The 17433-nt window shown below is 60.8% G+C and carries 16 protein-coding genes and 1 pseudogene; 7 read left to right on the top strand and 10 right to left on the bottom strand.

The window, feature by feature from the left end:
* Window positions 1-672: 672 nt before the first annotated feature.
* Together G494_RS0104630 and G494_RS0104625 are read right to left on the bottom strand one after the other, a co-directional pair.
* Window positions 673-1248, bottom strand: coding sequence for a flavodoxin family protein (locus tag G494_RS0104630; RefSeq protein ID WP_028583601.1), 576 nt, complete (start codon window positions 1246-1248; stop codon window positions 673-675).
* A gap of 179 nt (window positions 1249-1427) precedes the next feature.
* Window positions 1428-2615, bottom strand: coding sequence for a hypothetical protein (locus tag G494_RS0104625; RefSeq protein WP_153305759.1), 1188 nt, complete (start codon window positions 2613-2615; stop codon window positions 1428-1430).
* 170 nt (window positions 2616-2785) lie between these two features.
* On the opposite strand from G494_RS0104625, the gene G494_RS0104620 reads away from it, so the two are divergent.
* From G494_RS0104620 to G494_RS0104610, 3 genes are all read left to right on the top strand, one after another.
* The gene (locus G494_RS0104620; RefSeq protein WP_161629934.1) at window positions 2786-3367 is read left to right on the top strand and encodes a DUF4388 domain-containing protein; all 582 of its coding nucleotides are present in this window, start codon (window positions 2786-2788) and stop codon (window positions 3365-3367) included.
* Window positions 3368-3694: 327 nt separating this feature from the next.
* The gene (locus G494_RS0104615; RefSeq protein WP_028583598.1) at window positions 3695-5116 is read left to right on the top strand and encodes a pyridoxal phosphate-dependent decarboxylase family protein; all 1422 of its coding nucleotides are present in this window, start codon (window positions 3695-3697) and stop codon (window positions 5114-5116) included.
* A 137-nt stretch (window positions 5117-5253) separates the two neighbouring features.
* Entirely contained in the window at window positions 5254-5964 is a 711-nt protein-coding gene (locus G494_RS0104610) for a helix-turn-helix domain-containing protein (protein ID WP_028583597.1), read from the top strand.
* A gap of 63 nt (window positions 5965-6027) precedes the next feature.
* Here G494_RS0104610 and G494_RS28050 read toward each other — a convergent pair.
* Window positions 6028-6501: pseudogene (locus G494_RS28050) on the bottom strand (FAD-dependent oxidoreductase); the annotation flags it as partial.
* Window positions 6502-7066: 565 nt separating this feature from the next.
* Between G494_RS28050 and G494_RS0104595 the strand changes: the two are divergent.
* Entirely contained in the window at window positions 7067-8365 is a 1299-nt protein-coding gene (locus tag G494_RS0104595; RefSeq protein ID WP_028583594.1) for a CBS domain-containing protein, read from the top strand.
* A gap of 12 nt (window positions 8366-8377) precedes the next feature.
* Here the strand turns inward: G494_RS0104595 and G494_RS0104590 are convergent, their stop codons facing one another.
* From G494_RS0104590 to G494_RS0104580, 3 genes are all read right to left on the bottom strand, one after another.
* Window positions 8378-8719: a histidine triad nucleotide-binding protein gene (locus G494_RS0104590; RefSeq protein WP_028583593.1), complete on the bottom strand. Its 342-nt coding sequence runs from the start codon at window positions 8717-8719 to the stop codon at window positions 8378-8380.
* Window positions 8720-8824: 105 nt separating this feature from the next.
* Entirely contained in the window at window positions 8825-9451 is a 627-nt protein-coding gene (locus tag G494_RS0104585; RefSeq protein ID WP_028583592.1) for a hypothetical protein, read from the bottom strand.
* 79 nt (window positions 9452-9530) lie between these two features.
* The gene (locus tag G494_RS0104580) at window positions 9531-10424 is read right to left on the bottom strand and encodes a hypothetical protein (protein WP_028583591.1); all 894 of its coding nucleotides are present in this window, start codon (window positions 10422-10424) and stop codon (window positions 9531-9533) included.
* A gap of 39 nt (window positions 10425-10463) precedes the next feature.
* Here G494_RS0104580 and G494_RS0104575 point away from each other — a divergent pair, with 39 nt between their 5' ends.
* The 3 genes from G494_RS0104575 to G494_RS0104560 all read left to right on the top strand — a co-directional run bounded on the left by G494_RS0104575 (window position 10464) and on the right by G494_RS0104560 (window position 14586).
* Complete coding sequence (locus G494_RS0104575) at window positions 10464-11855, top strand: DEAD/DEAH box helicase (RefSeq protein ID WP_232362485.1); 1392 nt, start codon at window positions 10464-10466, stop codon at window positions 11853-11855.
* A gap of 253 nt (window positions 11856-12108) precedes the next feature.
* Window positions 12109-13908, top strand: coding sequence for a translational GTPase TypA (gene typA, locus G494_RS0104570; RefSeq protein WP_028583589.1), 1800 nt, complete (start codon window positions 12109-12111; stop codon window positions 13906-13908).
* A 417-nt stretch (window positions 13909-14325) separates the two neighbouring features.
* A complete protein-coding gene (locus G494_RS0104560) occupies window positions 14326-14586 on the top strand; it encodes a hypothetical protein (protein ID WP_028583588.1) in 261 nt (86 codons plus the stop codon).
* A 51-nt stretch (window positions 14587-14637) separates the two neighbouring features.
* Here the strand turns inward: G494_RS0104560 and G494_RS0104555 are convergent, their stop codons facing one another.
* The 4 genes from G494_RS0104555 to G494_RS0104540 form a co-directional block, all read right to left on the bottom strand.
* The gene (locus tag G494_RS0104555; RefSeq protein ID WP_028583587.1) at window positions 14638-15081 is read right to left on the bottom strand and encodes an NUDIX domain-containing protein; all 444 of its coding nucleotides are present in this window, start codon (window positions 15079-15081) and stop codon (window positions 14638-14640) included.
* A gap of 46 nt (window positions 15082-15127) precedes the next feature.
* On the bottom strand, window positions 15128-15757 hold the full coding sequence (locus tag G494_RS0104550) for a 5' nucleotidase, NT5C type (RefSeq protein WP_232362484.1): 630 nt from the start codon (window positions 15755-15757) through the stop codon (window positions 15128-15130).
* Window positions 15758-15875: 118 nt separating this feature from the next.
* A complete protein-coding gene (locus G494_RS0104545; RefSeq protein ID WP_028583585.1) occupies window positions 15876-16745 on the bottom strand; it encodes a hypothetical protein in 870 nt (289 codons plus the stop codon).
* Window positions 16746-16873: 128 nt separating this feature from the next.
* Window positions 16874-17398 carry a GDSL-type esterase/lipase family protein gene (locus G494_RS0104540; RefSeq protein ID WP_028583584.1) on the bottom strand — a complete coding sequence of 175 codons (525 nt, stop codon included), beginning with the start codon at window positions 17396-17398 and terminating at the stop codon, window positions 16874-16876.
* Between the last annotated feature and the right edge of the window lie 35 nt (window positions 17399-17433).

The raw sequence follows: 17433 nt of genomic DNA, 5'->3' as shown, positions 1-17433 counted from the left end.
CGAGGGAGAGCGGGCCTTCTGAGCAGGCCTGGATGGACGTCTTTATGGACAAGAGGGTAAAAACGCGGGCATGACGGAAAGAACGGGTGCATGCCTGGAGCTGAAGTCCTTTGGGTCCACTGGAACCTGCCTCCCCGTGAGCAGCGGGAGCTCTCCCCCTCGGTCACTCATTTTCTGGCTGTTATTTCCATGCAGGCTGGAATTTTAGACCAGGCCTGTCGCTATCCGGAAATTCGTCATTCCCGCGTAGGCGGGAATCCAGTCTTTGCTGAAGCTGGATGAACCATGCAGCTTTCCCGGTCTCCATCCGGTCTTCTTGTCAGTTTTGTCCTCTTGTCTTCTTGTTATAAGGGGAATGGGATGGACCCAGGGGGACATGACCATCAACAGATCTCTTCGGACCCTCGGTGTAGAGGGTGTACCTGCCTGGATACCCGCCTTCGCGGGCATGGCGCCGAGGGAGAGCGGGCCTTCGGAGCAGGCCTGGATGGACGTCTTTGCGGACAAGAGGGTACTCCATCTTGTCGTCTTGTCCTCTTGCCCTAAAGGGAATGGGATGGATGCAGCAGGGGGACCTGAACCCCAATGGATCTTTTTGGGGCCTTTATGCAAACGCTGTCTGCAGTGGGGGACCGCCGACCGGGAGCGGTTGCTGGTCGTTGAGCCGTCGGTTTAGAGGATCAGTTCCCGAGCCAGCTGTTCAGCCTGGGCTGCATAGGAGCTGATGTCGGTGTTGGGGCGCATGCTGAGGCCGGCGGCCATGATGGTCTTGACGCTGAAGCCATAGGTACCCAGGTAGAGCCGGTAGCGCTCCTGGGCATCGAGGTGGGCCGGGTGATCATCGGCCTGGGAGAGGATCAGCAGGGCAGTCTTTCCCGGAGGCAGCCGGCTGGCCTCATCCGGGTGGTCCAGGTAGTCGGGTCTGATCAGTGACCACATCCGGTCATAGAAGGATTTGAACTGGCCACAGGTGTCGCCGAAGTAGATCGGGGCAGAGAAGACCACGATATCGGCCAGGTAGATTCCTTCCAGGATTTGGGTGGCGTCATCGCGGAGGATGCAGCGCTCAGAGCGGGTGTGGCAGCCTTCGCAGCCCTGGCATCCTCGATAGTGCAGGCCATTGAGGTAGTAGCTGGTCACCTGCGCTCCCCGGCGTGTGGCGGTCTCGACAAAACTGTTGGCAATACGGGCGGTGGTGCCGTTTTTTCTCGGACTGCCGAGGATGTTGAGGATGATGGGTTGGGCCATGGTATCTCTCGTTTTGGTCAACATTCTCCGGGGAATGGCTGCTTTTAAATAAAAAGGGGGCGAAAGGGCCCTGCTTCCAGATTCATGATAAATGTAGCATATTTTTGGGCAAAAGAGGGCCGAAATGTGAGCAGGGGGGCCGATTGTCGCTCTTTTTCGGTTTCTGGCGGAGGTGGTGGTTAAGGTTGCCACTGGTCGGCAGGGATCAGGTTGATCGGGGCCTGCAGGGGCTGGTTCGGGGTCCTGCCGGGCAGGGCGGCCAGGATGGTCGTGGGGGTCAGTGGGGCCAGGGAGGCCAGGGCGCGGAGAATCTCGCTGTTTGCCTGGAGCGGACAGGAGAAGGCGTCAAGCAGGACGATGGGCGGCTGCTCACAGAGGGCATGGTGGAGGAGGATGATTGCCTGGAGTATCCGGGTCGGCCGCTGTTCGGCCGGGCTCTGGCCTGAAGGTTGTGCCGGTGAAGCGACGCCGATCTCTCCCTGGCAAAGGACAAAGAGCGCCTGAGGGGAAGCGGGAAAGAGTTGCTGCTGTCTCTGCCTGAGCCGGGCCAGGAGCTGGCTGGTCGAGAGGCCGCTGCCCTTGACCGAGGCGGCCAGGGCGCTGTGCAGCCGCTGCAGGGCAGGCAGGTGAAGTGGGCTCTCCGGATCAGGGTCGATGAGGTCGTGACCCTTGACCAGCAGAAAGAATGGGAGGCGCTTATAGACCTGCTCTTTGGCAGCGGCAAAGCGCTGGGCCCGCTCAAGGGCAAAGAGCAGCTCCTGATAGCTGGGCTGCAGTTCTTTGGGTATATAGGGTGCCAGGGCCCTAAACTGATCCTTGAACCGTTCACCCAGACCCCTGCGGAGTCGATCGCTCCCCTTGAGTCCGGCCATGGTCGCGTTCAGAGGTCCCAGGTATGGCTGCGGGAAGGTCGGGGGCAGCTCCTTGAGGAATCGTGCCATGGTCGGCTCCACCTCACTCCAACGGCTGGAACTGGAGATCTCCACGAAGTTGAGCCAGCGGCTCTGATCCATGCGTCGGCCGATCTCGACCCGATCGGTTGCATAGAGATCCTCATCCAGGTCGGCGATCCTGGTTATGGTCTCCCGATCGGCACTGAACACCGCCAGGGCCACGCTCTTTTTGGCGGGAATGATCCTCCTGGTCCGGCCGTTGAGGCGGCTTTCCCGGCAGGTGCGGCAGGTTTGGGTGCTCAGGGGGGTGAGCTGTTCGCCTTGGAGGGGATGGATGGTCTGCAAGAGCTCAAAGATGGCACCAGCGGCCTGCTGCTGATCGGTCTCAAGGAGGTTGATCCCTGGACGCACCTCCAGCCACTGGGAATCAGAGAGTGCGCGATGGGCACGGATGCGGAATTGGAGTAGTTGCATGGCAGCGATGGGAAGAGACGAGAACAAGTAATACCGAAAAAGTAGGCATGACTGGCCGGTTTGTCAGGGCCTGGCAGGGGCAACAAGAAAAGACTTGACTTCACCTGGGCCAATGCGGGATGGTAAAGAGACACCCTTTGTCCCTCTCTTCCGGCCATCAAGACATTGTTATGAAAACTTTTTTCCGAGATCTTTTCACCATGCGTTCTCCAGAATCGAGCAAGGGCGCAGCCACTGAGCCTGCTCCAGCCGATTCCATGGGTAAGGTCGCCCTCCAGGGGGATATCTCCGCAATATCCCTGGACGATATCTTTCAGCTGTTTGACTTTGCCTCACTCAGCGGTGAGTTGCAGATCGTTGCTCCGGACAATAGGGGCTACTTCTTTGTGCAGAAAGGGCGGTTGATCTTCGGGATCCTGGACACCCGGCAGCAACGGCTGGGCGAGCTGCTCATGGGGCAGGGAAGGATCAACCGGTCGCAGCTCGAAGAGTGCCTTGCCCTGCACCGGGCTGAGGGCAAGCAGCAACGGCTGGGTCAATTCCTGATCGCCAAGGGCTACCTCAGTCAGGACGAGCTGAGTGCAGCCCTGATCAGGCAGGTGAAGGAGGCCTTTTTTGAGGCCTTATCCTGGCGTGAGGGCACTTTTTCCTTCCATCTCGACCAGACCCCTGGGGATGAAGAGTTTTTGCTCCGTGAGCGGATCGACAGCCTGCTGCTTGAGGGGATGCTCCATATCGATGAAAAGGGCTGAGCCCTTTTCCGGACTCTCTCAGGGAGGAGTCGTCTCTATTGTCGGAAAAACAGGCGAATACCTTGACGGGCTGTTTGGGCCTCCCCTGGTCATGGGCGGCAGCTGCTCTTCCTGAAGTTTCTCTTTATTTGCCAGCCTGGTTACTTTCTGTTCGATAATCCAGCTTGCCTGTAGTATAGGGCGTTTACATCGCAGTTGCAGAGTGAGTTTTTTTTGAGTGTAAGGTAGCGGTTCTTTTGGATAATGAGTCGTGTCGACTTGAGTGCGGCGGGCTGCTCTTCCTGGATTCGCCTACCTTCAGGGAGTAATCGGGGGCAATCGAAACAAATGGAAGCTGATAACATTTTTCATGAACTGCTCCAGCGGCTGGAGCAGTACCATAGAGATCTGACAGAGGGCAGCTTTGTCCGCTATCATGAGCCTGAAGAACTCAAGGCGATCCTCAGGCTTGATCGGCCGGAAGGTCGGGGGGATTGGACGGAGCTGATGGCCTGGGTGGAACAGTACCTGGCCTATGCCGTCAAGACCGCCAACCCCGGCTACCTGAATCGAATGTGGGCCGGTGCCAACCTGCCCTCCATCATCGGCGAGATGGTCACTGCCGTGACCAACACCTCGGCCTGCACCTATGAAACCGCACCGGTATCCACCCTGATGGAGCAGTATCTGCTGCGGGAACTCCTGGAGCTTGTGGGATTCAGCCACGGCGTCGGTCAGATGACCACCGGTTCCTCCAATGCCAACATGATTGTGATGATGGCTGCCCGCAACAATGCCTGTGCCCAGAGTAAAACCGTCGGCCTCTTCGGCCAGGCCAGGCTGGTTGCCTTTGTCAACCGTGATGCCCACTACTCCATGGACCGGGCTGCGGCCATCCTGGGTATCGGTACCGAGCAGCTGATCAAGGTGGCCACCGATGACCATGGCCGCATGGATCCCCAGGCCCTGGAACAGGCCCTGCTCCGGGTGGAGCAGGAGGGTGGGGTGCCCTTTTTTGTCGCTGCTACGGCCGGCACCACGGTACGTGGTGCCTACGACCCCCTTGAGCCCCTTTTGGCCCTGCGTGAGCGTTTCGGCTTCTGGCTCCATGTGGATGGCGCCTGGGGCGGAGCCGCGGTCCTGAGCGATCGGCTCAGGACCCGTTTTCTGCCCCTGCTGGAGCAGGCAGACTCCTTTACCCTGGATTTTCATAAGATGCTGGGCACGGCTCTGATGTGCAACGTGCTGCTCTTTAACAATCGCCCCGATATCCTCCGCGATATCTGCAGTGCCGGTGATGAGAGCTACATCTTTCGCCAGGGTGCCGACGGCGAGATCCGGGATCTGGGAACCCAGTCCCTCCAGTGCGGCAGAAGGGTGGATGCCCTGAAGCTCTTTCTGGACTGGAAATTTTACGGCCTGGAGGGATTTGGCCGGCGGGTGGAGGGATATCTGGAACTCTGTCGTTATGCCGAACAGCGTATCCTTGAACTGGAAGAGCTGGAGATGGTGGTGCCCAGGGAATCCTTTAATCTCTGTTTCCGCCACCTCCCCCCTCCGGGCGTATCTGCCGAGGAGTTTACCATTGCCCTGCGCAATCGGATGCAGCAGCTGGAACGCGGCCTGGTGGGGACCGGCTATGTGGATGGCCAACTGGCCCTGCGGCTGCTGGTGACCAATCAGAATGTCGACCAGGGAGCCATCGATACCTTTCTGGACAATATCCTGCTCACCGGCCGGGAGTTGATTGCACAGCCTCCGGCGGAATGATTTTTTCCTGTTTTGCTCTCTAACTAGTTGTTATCTTAATTTTTTGACAAGATAAGATTGCAGGTTTTCCTTTTCTGCGTTTTAGTACCCGTTCGAGCTTGTCGGAGAAGAGGAACTGAGCGCAGAAGAGGACGTGCATGAGCGAAAGTGATTTTCAGGTAACACAGAAGCAGGCTGCCGATTATCTCAACGTTTCCACCAAAACCATCAGCAGGTATCGGAAGAAAGGTTTACCCTACAAGATGATTCTCAACCCGGTTACCGGTAAGCAGGAGGTACGTTTTCGCCAGGACGACCTCTCCCGCTGGCATGAGGGTCGCCAGCTCCTGGCCACCTACGGTCAGGAGGGAAACCCTGCTCCGCCCCCTGCCGCCGCTGCAGCAGAACCAGCGCCCAGGCTTCGCAGTGCAGCCGCAGCAGAGCAGAATGACTATCTGGCAGATCTGCTGGAGGTCTATAAGGATCAAATTCAGATGCTCCGTGAGCAACTCGAGGATATGCGGGGCCAGTTGGCCCGGCGTGATCGACAGATCGATGATCTGATGCGGCTGATGGTGGGCCTTCAGCTGGAGTATAAACCTGAAGCCCAGGAAGCGGACAGCCTCCATGGGCCCAGCCCAGACCAGGCCTTTAGTGAGGAAGATAACAAGAAGAGCTTCAGCCGGGAGGAACTCTCCGAGTCCATCCTCCGTCTGCGTCAGCGGGGCAAGAGTTACGCAGAGATCGCCAGGGGCCTCAACCACATCAATGCCGCACCCCTGCCCGGGCGCTCCAGCTGGACCGAGGCCGATGTCCAGAGCCTGCTGCCGCCCATCGTGAATACCGACCACAGTGTGATCGAACTCTAGGACCCCTCCAGGCCGGATATCCTCCATTTTTCCGGATTTTTTGCCTCCCCCGGCCGGCGCAGGCTACTCCTGTTCCAGATAGCTCAGGATGCCCTGGGCCGCTTGGCGCCCCTCCCAGATGGCGGTGACCACCAGGTCAGAGCCTCGGACCATATCGCCGCCGGCAAAGATCCTGGGGTGGCTGGTCTGCATGGGAAAGGGAGCGTTTTCCGAGGCGACCACCCCGCCCCAGCTGTGGATCTCCACCTGCTGCTCCCTGAGCTACTCCGGAGGGTCCTGGCGAAAGCCAAAGGCGATCAACACCAGGTCCGCCTCCAGGAACTCCCTGCTCTCCGGCAGGATCACCGGCCTTCTCCGGCCGCTCTCGTCCGGTTCCTCCAACTCCGTGGTCACCAACTCCACCCCCTCCTCCCGGGCATTGACCACCTCACGCCTGGAGCCCGGCATGTTGGCCTCATCGCGCCGATAGGCGCAGGTCACCCTGGCCGCCCCCTGTCAGAGGGCGGTTCGGCAGCAGTCCATGGCCGTGTCGCCGCCTTGCGCAGGAAGATGTCCGGCTTCTGGAAGTAGACCGCAGCCGTCGCCGGTGGGTGGTAGGCGCAGAGTGGTAGGCGTAGAGGAGTAAGTGTCACTGAAACCTGGGCAAAGGGTCACCCCGGACAGCCAAGCTAGCAGATGGGGGCCAAGGCACCAGGCAGCCAGGCGGGAAGGCGGGGCGGCTGCAGTACCTCTTTTTAAAATAACCCTTTTCCATCAGGCTGCAAGGTGTTCTCGGGTTGACACTTTTTGTCAACGCACTACACTGGGAGGATACAGCGTACTGTCCACCGTTTTTTTTGCCCTTTCTGGGCAGAATCGGTGGAGGAGAACCTCCTGCCCTGTCCATCTCAAGGACCGGGGTCGGAGCAGTGGCGGCAGCTGCCTCCCGGTTGTCCTCGCTGTCCCCTGGTCCCCGGTGCTCCACTCTGCCGGGGCAAGAGAATCGATGGTTGATAATCGATGGTGGAATCGTTAACCGCTCCCTTATCCCTGCCGGATCAGCACGGAGGAGAAGGTGCCTGTTCCTCTTTCCCGTGGTCCTAACTTGACGAGCTGGTGAACTATGCAGATAGCAACAACCCATATGAATACCGATTTCGACGGCCTGGCCTCTATCCTGGCGGCCACCCTGATCTATCCGGACTGCGTTGCTGTCTGCCCCAAGAATGCCAACCCCAATGTCCAGCGCTTCCTGGCCCTGCATAAGACGGCCTTTAAGATTGTCCTGCCCAAGGAGATCGACCTGGGCGCGGTCAGGCGGCTCGTTGTGGTGGATACCAATCAATGGCGGCGGCTCGACCGGCTGGGGCCCCTGCAGGAGCGTGACGATGTGGAGATTCTGCTCTGGGATCATCATATGGGGCTGGGGGATATCAATCCCCACTGGCAGCGGGTGGAAAAGGTCGGGGCCACCATCACCCTGATGATCGAGGAGATTAAAGCTCAGGGTCTGGAACTGACCCCCCTGCTGGCCACGGTCTTTCTCCTGGGGCTCTATGAAGATACCGGTCAGCTGACCTTCAGCTCCACCACCCCGGCCGATGCCCATGCCGCCGCCTTTCTCCTGGAACAGGGGGCGGACCTGACCATTGCCGTGGATTTTTTGAATATGGCCTATGGCGAGACCCAGAAGAAGGTCTTGTTTCGGCTGCTGCGGGATGCCGAGGAGGTGGAGATCAAGGGCCACCTGGTCAGCATCGGGGTGGTCCGGGTCCACCAGCATGCCGAGTTGGCCATGGTGGTCCAGCTCTACCGCAAGATCGTCAATGTGGACGCTGTCTTTGTGATCTTTGTCAATGAGGATGGCACCAAGTTTATCATCGGCCGCAGCGGGGTGGCCGACATCAACGTCAACACCGTCCTCAGCCGTTACGGCGGCGGCGGCCATCCCGGTGCCGGTTCGGCCGTACTCAGGGACCCGACAGTGGTGCCCGGGGCTATCCGTCAGGAGATCATCGCGGCCCTGACCCAGGAGCAGAGCGGCAGGGCCCTGGTGGCCGACATGATGTCCTTTCCGGTGACCACGGTCCCGCCGGAGACACCCATGCGACAGGTGCGGTCGATCATGGTGGAGCGAAAGATCCGGGGGATCATCGTCGGGGATGAGCTGGACCTCCAGGGGATTGTGGTGCTCTGGGACCTGAAGAAGCTCAAACAGGAGAAACAGTGGAACAGCCCGGTCAAGGCCTTCATGAACAGGGAGGTGGCCACCATCTCGCCTGAGGCCCTGGCCAGTGAGGCGGCGGAGCTGATGGTCAGCAAGAATATCGGTCACCTGCCGGTGGTGCAGGAGAAGCGGGTGATCGGAATCGTCACCCGTACAGATATCATCAACTATCTGTACGGGATGTTGCCGGAATAGCCTGGTAAAGGCTCAGCCCGGAGGCCAGTTCATGCTGCGCCCGCCCAGGATGTGCATGTGGATGTGGAACACGGATTGACCGGCCTGTTCACCGTTGTTGAAGACCACCCGGTAGTGACTGAGCCCCTCTTGGGCCGCGATCTTGGCGCCGATGCGCATCAGCCTGCCGATGAGCTCTTCGTCTTCCCGAGCGACCGCAGCAGGACCCTGGATATGTTTTTTGGGAATGACCAGGAAGTGGACCGGTGCCTGGGGAGCAATATCCCTGAAGGCAATGACCTCCTCGTCTTCATAGAGCTTGTCCGCTGGGATCTCGCCTGCGATGATTTTACAGAAGAGACAGTTTCCTTCCATGGGGGCCTCCTTGGAGTGGTGGGTTAACTGGAAAGTGGCTTGAATCGGCGGCACCGGCTGCTCTTAATGGTTCGTCTTGGTGAGCAGTGGGCCGCAGGCTTGTGCTTAGCGGCCGCCGACCTGAGGGCGCAGCTGCAGGATCAGGGTGTTTTCCCGGCCCGAGATCTTCACCGGGATCATGGGCAGGGGGAGTTGCCGGTCGCCGATGGTGATGTTGAGCAGTTGAAGGCTCTTCAGGGAGAGGGGGTACTCCTTACCGCCCAGGGCAGCCAGGAGCGGGCGCAGGGCCGCTCCTGCCGGTTTGACCGAGCTCTGTTTCCTGGGAAAGGTCGGGGTGATAAATAATTTTTTCCGGGCCGGATCAAAGCGGGTGAGCAGGTCACAGGAGACCGGCAACTTCACCTCGCCCAGCTTGAGGCGAATCTGCTGGTTGGCAATGGTGGTCACCAGGGAGAGGTTACTGCCGTGCAGCACGCCCTCCACGGAGAGGGTGTTGTCCCGGATGTCGAGTTTGCTGAGGTCGGTGAGCATGATCTGTCCGTCCAGAGCGCTCTGCGGGGTGGTGATCTCCAGGGGGAGCATTGCCTGGAGCGAGTGGAGCACGGTCTCTGCCGGCAGGGCAATGGTGATATCCCGGTCCCCTTGGGAGGGCACCGAGGCCGGAACGCTCTGGGCTTGACCGCTGAGGAGCAGGGTGACCAGCAACAGGGTCAGGAGCAGGTGGCGAGTCATAGTATACCTGGTTTCTGGGTTGAAGGGCTGTCTGGAGACAGGATCTTGGCATCCAGGCCGCCCTCTGGGAGAAGAAGGTTCAGTGGGGGCGTATTCTACCTGCTTTTGCGAAGATCGCAAGCAGCCAGAGGAACAGCACCAGGAAAAGACCCACCCGGGAAAGGGTGTCGCGCCTGGAGGAGTGGTGGTGCAGGGCCTGGACCTTGACGGTGCGACCATCCAGGAAGGTGCCCTGGAGCGAGAGGCACTCCCCTGCCCCGAGCGGTGGGGGGCTGAGCTGCAGCCGCTCGCCGGTGAACAGCTGGAGGGAGCCCTCCTGGGGATGGTAGCGGCCGCGGTCAACCTGGATATCCTGGCCGGTGCGCAGCTCCCGATGGGCAATGGTGGCCAGGAAGTGGTTGTTGGCGGCCAGCGGCCCAGCCCTGAAGACCAGGGGCAGGATGAGGTAGGCGGCCAGGAGGAGAACACTGCCCAGGCAGCGGCGCGGGCTCAGCTGCAGCCCGGCCGGCCTGTTGCGGTCGCTCCAGCCAAAGTAGCTGACCGCGATCACTCCCGTCAGGCTGAAAAGGGTGGTCAGCCAGTGCTCGGGCCAGAACAGGTTGAAGGAGGTCAGCTGCCAGGACAGGGGGGCCAGGAGGTGGACACCGTTGGCCCATTTGATCTGGAGGCTGTCCAGGAGCAGATGGAGCAGGCAGTTGAAACCGAGCAGCAGGAAGAGCTTGTTCGCTTTTGGGGTCAGCAGACTCAGGGCCGCGCTCAAGAGTAGAGAGCAGAGCAGGGATGCCTGGACGATGCAGTAGAGCCGCAGGGAGAGGGCCTCCTCTCCGGGAAAGAGTCCCTGGGCAAGCCGCTGGAGGATCCAGGGCAGGTCCGGGATGATGCAGCCCAGCGCGATCCACTTGGTATCGCTATCCTTGAACAGGGCCTTGCTGGCCAGGAGTTGGACACCCAGATGGGCGAGGGTATTGGGCATGTTGAGGTCGTGGCGGCAGAGGGGACAGGTGATACTATCGTGAAGATACCAGAGTGGAACAGAGATGACAAGGCGGGCCCTGTGCCGGTGTTGACCGTTGATGCCCGCTGCTCCCTCCAGGGCGCGCCGGAAGAGCTCAAGGCCGCCATTCGTCTGGCCCTGACCATGGATAATCCCAAGTACCAGGCCGCCAAACGCTATGGCCGCTGGGTGGGCAGGCAGCTCAAGCCGACCTTGAAATTTTATCAGACCCAGGGAGAGGCGCTCTGCTTTCCCAGGGGCTTTGCCAACCAGGCAGTGCTCCTCTGCAGGCGGATGATTGGCAGCGGTCCCAGGATCGTCGACCGGCGGCGCCGCCTGGAGCCGATCGAGCTGGAGTTCAGTGGCAGCCTGCGTCCCTACCAGCAGGATGCGGTGGAGGCGGTGGACCACCATTCCTTTGGGGTGCTGGAGGCCGGCACCGGCTCGGGCAAGACCGTGATGGCCCTGGCGCTCATGGCTCGCCGGCGGCAACCCACCCTGGTGCTGGTTCACTCCAAGGAGTTGTTGTTTCAGTGGCAGGAGCGGATCCAACAGTTTCTGGGGATCACTCCCGGCCAGGCCGGGGACGGGGTGCTGGCCCCCCAGCCGATCACCGTGGGCATCGTCAACACGGTGCGCAAGCACCTGGAGTCCCTTGGCCCGCTGTTTGGTCAGCTGATTGTCGATGAGTGTCACCGGGTTCCGGCCAGTCTCTTCACCGAGGTGGTGGCGGCCTTTGACGGGGTCTATATGCTGGGCTTGTCGGCCACCGCCTTTCGCCGGGAAGACAGCATGACCCGCCTGATCTATATCTACATGGGGGATCGGGTCCACCGGGTTGACCCGAGCGAACTTGCCGCCAGCGGCGCGGTGACCCTGCCGGAGCTGGTCCAGCACCAGACCGGTTTCAGCTATCGTTTCCGCGGAGAGTATGGGCCCATGCTCAAGGCCCTGGTCAACGATCAGGCCAGAAATACCCAGATCGTCGAGGATGTTGCCGAGCTGCTCAGCCGGGGACACAGCGGCACCGTGCTGCTGGTCTCCGACCGGGTGGCCCACTGCGAGCTGCTGGCCGAGCAGCTCGGGGCCAGGGGGATCAGGGTTGCCCTGCTCACCGGCCAGCTTGCCAAGGAGCAGCGCAGCCAGGTGGTGGACGATCTCCTCCATGGGCGGCTGGAGGTCCTGATCGCCACCCTCCAGCTCATCGGCGAGGGCTTTGACTGCCAGGGGTTGACCACCCTGGTCCTGGCCACCCCCATCAAGTTTGAGGGGCGCCTGCTCCAGGTGGTCGGCCGGATCATGCGGCCGGCCCCCGGCAAAAAAGCCCTGGTGATCGACTATGTAGACGTACAGGTCCCCCTGCTCCACCGTTCGGCCCTGGAGCGGGAGCAGCTTTTTTCCCGCTGGTGAGGGGGGCCGATATCAATCTCCTTGTTTTTTTGAGACTCTTGCTGTACAGTCTGCGATTTTTTGCATCAGGCAGGAGTACAGCCCCCTGGAGGAGGCTGTTCACGGAGCCCGGGAGCAGCACCGTACCAGCAGCAGGCGCTGCCACAACCTTGAATGACACCCAGGAAGATGCCATTCGGACGACTCCTCCAGCGGCTCGAGCCGATCTCTTTATTTAACCTGAACACATCGCCTCTCGCGCGACAGGAGCAGTATGAACCAGCAGAATATTCGGAACGTGGCCATCATTGCCCACGTTGACCATGGAAAGACCACCCTCGTAGATCAGTTGTTTCGGCAGAGCGGGATGTTTCGGGAAAACCAGCAGGTGGCTGAACGCCTGATGGATTCCATGGACCTGGAGCGGGAGCGGGGGATCACCATTGCCTCCAAGAACGGCTCATACCACCATGGTGAGCATAAGATCAACATCATCGATACCCCGGGCCATGCCGACTTCGGTGGTCAGGTGGAGCGGGTGCTGCGCATGGCCGATGGCGCGGTCCTGCTGGTGGATGCCCAGGAGGGACCCATGCCCCAGACCTTCTTTGTGGTCAAGAAGGCCCTGGCCGCCGGCCTGCCCATCCTGGTGGTGGTCAACAAGATCGACAAGCCTGCTGCCCGCTGTGACTGGGTGGTGGATCAGGTCTTTGACATGCTGGTGCGCCTCAATGCCCCTGATCATATCCTCGATTTTCCGGTGATCTATGCCTCGGCAAAGGCCGGTTTTGCGGTCAAGGATCCCGCCGATCCTCCTGCCGAGGCCAAGGGTATGGAGGTGGTCTCCGACATGATCGTCGACCATGTGCCGCCCCCTGCCGGTGATCCCGAGGCCCCACTGCAGATGCAGGTTAACACCATCGACTACTCCCAGTATATGGGGCGCCTGGGAATCGGCAAGGTGGTCAACGGCCAGCTGCGCCTGCGGGATAATCTGGCCGTGGCCCGCCGCGACGGCTCCATCACCCCGGTGCGGATCAACAAGATCTTCCTCTTTGACGGTGACCAGAAGGTGCCGGCCGAGAGTGCCTCGGTGGGTGATATCGTGGCCGTGGCCGGGATGGAGGACGTCACCGTGGGTGTGACCTTCACCGATCCCGATGATCCCCAGCCCCTGCCGCTGATCGAGATCGATCCCCCCACCATCTCGATGAACTTCATTCCCAATGATTCGCCCTTTGCCGGTCAGGACGGCAAGTATGTCACCTCCCGTCATCTGGAGGAGCGGCTCTCCCGGGAGACCCTGGCCGATGTGGCCCTCCAGGTGGAACCGCTCACCGATGCCGTGGGCTTCAAGGTGGCCGGTCGGGGCGAGCTCCATCTCTCCATCCTGATCGAGAAGATGCGGCGGGAGGAGTATGAGTTCCAGGTGACCCGCCCCCATGTGATTATGCAGGAGGTGGACGGCAAGGTCCAGGAACCCTACGAAGAACTCTCCGTGGATGTGGATGAGCAGTACCAGGGGATCGTCATCGAGAAGCTGGGCAAGCTCAAGGGGGTGCTTCTGGATATGCAGGTGGAGAACCAGATGGCCAGGATGAAGTTCAAGGTGCCCACCCGGGGCCTCTTGGGCTACCGTTCCCAGTTTCTCACCGATACCCGGGGCATGGGAGTGATGAACTATGTCTTTGCCGAATGGGGTCCCTATGCCGGCGAGCTCCAGCACCGGATCAACGGGGTGATGGTGGTCAAGGAGACCAGCACCACCGTGGCCTATGCCCTCTTTAACCTCCAGGAACGCGGCCAGCTCTTCCTCGGTCCCGGAATCGACACCTACCAGGGGCAGATCATCGGCGAGAACTGCCGGCCTGCCGACCTGGTGGTCAACCCGGCCAAGGGCAAGAAACTGACCAATGTCCGGGCCTCGGGCTCCGATGATGCGGTGGTCCTGACTCCGCCCCTTGACATGAGCCTGGAGGAGTGCATAGCATACATTAATGATGACGAGCTGGTGGAGATTACCCCCAAGGCCATCCGCTTGCGCAAGAAAACCGGGGTACGGGTACGGGGCTAGGCCGCCTGCCGGGAGGTGGAGATGAAGGAACTGCTGATCTTGGCCGCAGCCTGTGGGGCTGGGTTGCTCTTTGTGCTGGCCGCCGTCAGGAAGGCCGGCTCAAGCTGCACGCCCTGAATGCTGATCTATGGCTCCATAGGTGTGGGGCTGATCAGTTACTTCCTGCTCAGGGCCGTCTTTTAAACCTTGCTGCCCACCTGGCCTCTTTCTGGCTTAAGGGGCAGCAGGCCTAGCTGTTTGGCTCACCAGGGCCCCGGTTGATGATTCAACCGGGGCCCTGGTTGTTTTAAGGTACCCTTAAGGCTAAGAGCTTTAAGGTCGGAAGCGAGGTCGGAAGCGAGGCTGGGCCAGGAGAACTCGGCCTCCGGGTTAGAGCAGACGGAGAGGGGGCAAGCCGGGAGGCAGGAGGTCGAGGCGATGGGCAGACGACATAAAGAGTTGATCAAGGCAGCCATCAGGGCCGATCTCCTGGCCCAGTTTGCACGGCAGCGGGCCAGGGAGGGCGAGTCGCTCAGCTGGCAGTGGCTCTATGGGGAGTTCCTGCCCAGCCTGAGCAGGAAGGAGTTGATCGCCCTGGAGGAGTGTCTGGCCGAGATGATCACCCAGGGCCTGATCGTTCCGGTTCAGGCGGTGCGGCCCAGCTACGCTCTGACCGCCCGGGGAGCGGCCCTGCTCTGAGCTCGACCACAGACCGGCTTGAGCCCCGGATTGCCTCACCAGCCCTGCCGTCTAGAGGGCGGGGCGTTGACCGCTGCGGCGGAAGGTGAAGTAGTCGTCTACGATCTGTTGGTGGTCAAAGACCAGGGGCGGCAGCTTTTTTTCGGTGAAGATCCTGGCCTGGAGGGCATCATCCGCCCCGCTGGGGGTACCCTGGGCCGTGGCGATGTAGACCGTTGAGCTGTTGTGCTGGCGGCTGTCGCGGGCCGGATCCGAGTAGGTGTGGAACTGGCAGCAGAGGCTGACCTCCAGGCCGGTTTCTTCCCGGGCCTCCCGGAGGGCCGCCTCTGCAAAGGATTCCCCGTAATCGACAAAACCGCCGGGCAGGGCCCAGCCGTGGGGCGGGTTCTTGCGTTCAATCAGGATGATGCCACCCTGGATCTCGATGATGATGTCAACCGTGGGGATGGGGTTGCGAAAGGTCTTGACCGTGGTGCCGCATTGGGGACAGTTCATGGGACGAGCGGGGCTCCGGGGCTGGGGTTGATGGACGGGCCGTCCCTTAGAGACAGAGGGCGCGGATATCATCCCAGTCACGGACCCTGGGCAGGGCGTGCTGGGAGCGGTTCCATGGTTGGCTAAAGAGGATCGAGCGGACCCCGGCCTCTGCCAGCTGGATACAGGTTGCCTCCCGGTCATCGATAAAGTGGGAGAGTTCCAGGCGGTGGATATGGCGGAGCTTGTCGTCGTGGTCGCCCATGGCAATGACCTGGGTCTGGTCACGGACCCGGACAGGCAGGTGGTGCTCCAGCCAGCGATGGACCGGATCTGCCAGCGGCCTGGCCGTGATGATGGTGATTTGGCCATGGTCGCTGAGCTCCTCCAGCACCGGCACGGCTCCGGGCATGGGGAGCAGGCCGGAGCCCAGGGAGTCGTGGAGGATCTGGCTGAAGATCTGTTCCACCAGCCCCTCATCCATATCCAGACACTCCTCCACCTCAAAGCGGGTGATCTCTTCCAGACGGATGGCGCAGTGGTCATACTGCTCGCAGGCAATCCTGATAAAGGCCTCGGCCGTATCGGCGATGACCCCGTCAAAGTCAAAGCCGATCCGGCCAGGGCTGATCCTGGGCCCCAGCTGTTGGCCATCTTGAAAAGTTGCTTTTTGTTCCAACTTCGGCGTTGCACTCAAGGTCTTGTCCTCGCAATATCAAATATATGGCTGCGGGAAAACGGATCCCGGACCTTGACCTCGATCCAGGCATCTTATTTTCAAGCTACCTGTTGTCCTGCAGCCTCGCCCCGGCCGCCTAAAGCAGGGTCGCCTCCTCAACGATCACCGCATAGCGATAGCCTGCCCCGAAATCCCGGTCAGCATGGAGGGTGCCCCGGAAGGTGACCACTGTATCCGGCTTGGGCAGGGCCTGGGTGGTGATCACCAGGTCATGGGTGTTTTTCATCGGGCTGCCGCTGCCGTCCTGGAGGTGGACCCAGTTCTTGCCCATGATCCTCGGGGAGACCTTCATCACCTTGCCGCGAATGGTCACGGTCTGGTTGTTGAGCTCCCTGGCCTGGCTGAAACATTCTCCCACGGTGTAGCTGTCCGCGCCCTCTGCCTTGTCCACCTGAATATCGGCCGAGGGGACAATGGCCCCTGAGCTGCCCAGGGACTGAGCCATGGCGCCAGCCTTTGGCGGGGCTGCCGGCCGGCTGCGCTCTGACTGGAGGGCTGCGGAGAAACTGTCGCCACCCGTGCTTGCCTTAGCTGCAGCAGCTGCAGGGCTTGCAGCAGCCGGCGGGGTGCCATGGGGGCTGGCTCCGCGGTTCGGGGCGGTACCGACCAGACCCGGCGAAAAGATGATGGTCGCAAAGCTGCGTTTCAGGCTACGGGAAGAAAAGTCTTCCATCTTCATGCCCGGCAGAACCTGTACCGCTGCCCCCTTTTTGACGGTGGTCTCAGGGATGGCCACCCAGAGCTTGCCCTGGGCCGTGTCGAGCCGGAGATAGGTGTAGCCCCCGCTGTTCATGGTTTCGCTGATCGTGCCCTGGAGCACGGTTGCTGCCGGACGGACCTGATCCGGCTTTGCTGAATCTTCCTTGGGAAAGGCCCCGGCAGGGGGGGCGGTCAGGGGCAGCAGCAGGCTGGCCGCGGCGCAGAGGGTGACAAAAAGAGGGTTCATTACTGTTCTCCTGGAGGTACGGGCAGGCGCCTGTGGGCGGCCTGTCGCGGAATGTTGTTTGCTCTAAAACTGCGGGTGCATCCGATTACTCATATGGCCTGTCCCTGATCTTGTCAATTGAAGCGATTTCAGTCCAGCACCTTTTTCAGGCAGGCTTTGATCTCCTCGGCCCAGACCAGGTAGCCCCTGGTGCTGAGGTGGACCTGGTCGTTGAGAAAGCCGGGATGGGTGATGGGCAGGCAGCGCTCGTTAAAGGGCGGCACCATGTCCAGGAAGATGCAGTTCTCGGTCTGCTGACTGATCTCCCTGAGTTGGTCGTTGACCTCGGCCAGCACATGGGACGGCACGATGGGCATGGGCATCAGCGAGCTGATGATGATGGGCGGCTCTGCAAAAAATGCCCGGATGGTGGGGACCATGGTGGCAAAGATTGCCGGGAAGTGGGGCGAGCCCATCAGCAGGTTATTGGTCCCTGACTGGAGGAGGATGGCCTGGGGGACTTCCGCCTCGCTGAGCTCGCCGATCAGTCGGCCGGCAAGCCCTTCGCAGCTCTCTCCGGCCATGCCCCGGTTGTTGACCTTGAACTCCGGCAGGAGTCGTTCCCAGTCTCCCCATTCCAGCAGTGAATCGCCCAGCATGAGTATGGTCTTCATAGTTCTCCTTGATAGCTTATGGCCACCTTGAAAAA

This window comes from Desulfogranum mediterraneum DSM 13871, assembly GCF_000429965.1.
Classification (GTDB): Bacteria; Desulfobacterota; Desulfobulbia; order Desulfobulbales; family Desulfobulbaceae; genus Desulfogranum; species Desulfogranum mediterraneum.
Note: the sequence above shows the minus strand (reverse complement) of the source record. Positions and strands in the feature narration are given on the sequence as shown.

Excerpts from the sequence above, each read along its gene's own strand:
- G494_RS0104630 (WP_028583601.1), bottom strand. The coding sequence starts at position 1,248 with ATGGCCCAACCCATCATCCTCAACATCCTCGGCAGTCCGAGAAAAAAC.
- G494_RS0104625 (WP_153305759.1), bottom strand. The coding sequence starts at position 2,615 with ATGCAACTACTCCAATTCCGCATCCGTGCCCATCGCGCACTCTCTGAT.
- G494_RS0104620 (WP_161629934.1), top strand. The coding sequence starts at position 2,786 with ATGAAAACTTTTTTCCGAGATCTTTTCACCATGCGTTCTCCAGAATCG.
- G494_RS0104615 (WP_028583598.1), top strand. The coding sequence starts at position 3,695 with ATGGAAGCTGATAACATTTTTCATGAACTGCTCCAGCGGCTGGAGCAG.
- G494_RS0104610 (WP_028583597.1), top strand. The coding sequence starts at position 5,254 with ATGAGCGAAAGTGATTTTCAGGTAACACAGAAGCAGGCTGCCGATTAT.
- G494_RS0104595 (WP_028583594.1), top strand. The coding sequence starts at position 7,067 with ATGCAGATAGCAACAACCCATATGAATACCGATTTCGACGGCCTGGCC.
- G494_RS0104590 (WP_028583593.1), bottom strand. The coding sequence starts at position 8,719 with ATGGAAGGAAACTGTCTCTTCTGTAAAATCATCGCAGGCGAGATCCCA.
- G494_RS0104585 (WP_028583592.1), bottom strand. The coding sequence starts at position 9,451 with ATGACTCGCCACCTGCTCCTGACCCTGTTGCTGGTCACCCTGCTCCTC.
- G494_RS0104580 (WP_028583591.1), bottom strand. The coding sequence starts at position 10,424 with ATGCCCAATACCCTCGCCCATCTGGGTGTCCAACTCCTGGCCAGCAAG.
- typA (WP_028583589.1), top strand. The coding sequence starts at position 12,109 with ATGAACCAGCAGAATATTCGGAACGTGGCCATCATTGCCCACGTTGAC.
- G494_RS0104560 (WP_028583588.1), top strand. The coding sequence starts at position 14,326 with ATGGGCAGACGACATAAAGAGTTGATCAAGGCAGCCATCAGGGCCGAT.
- G494_RS0104555 (WP_028583587.1), bottom strand. The coding sequence starts at position 15,081 with ATGAACTGTCCCCAATGCGGCACCACGGTCAAGACCTTTCGCAACCCC.
- G494_RS0104545 (WP_028583585.1), bottom strand. The coding sequence starts at position 16,745 with ATGAACCCTCTTTTTGTCACCCTCTGCGCCGCGGCCAGCCTGCTGCTG.
- G494_RS0104540 (WP_028583584.1), bottom strand. The coding sequence starts at position 17,398 with ATGAAGACCATACTCATGCTGGGCGATTCACTGCTGGAATGGGGAGAC.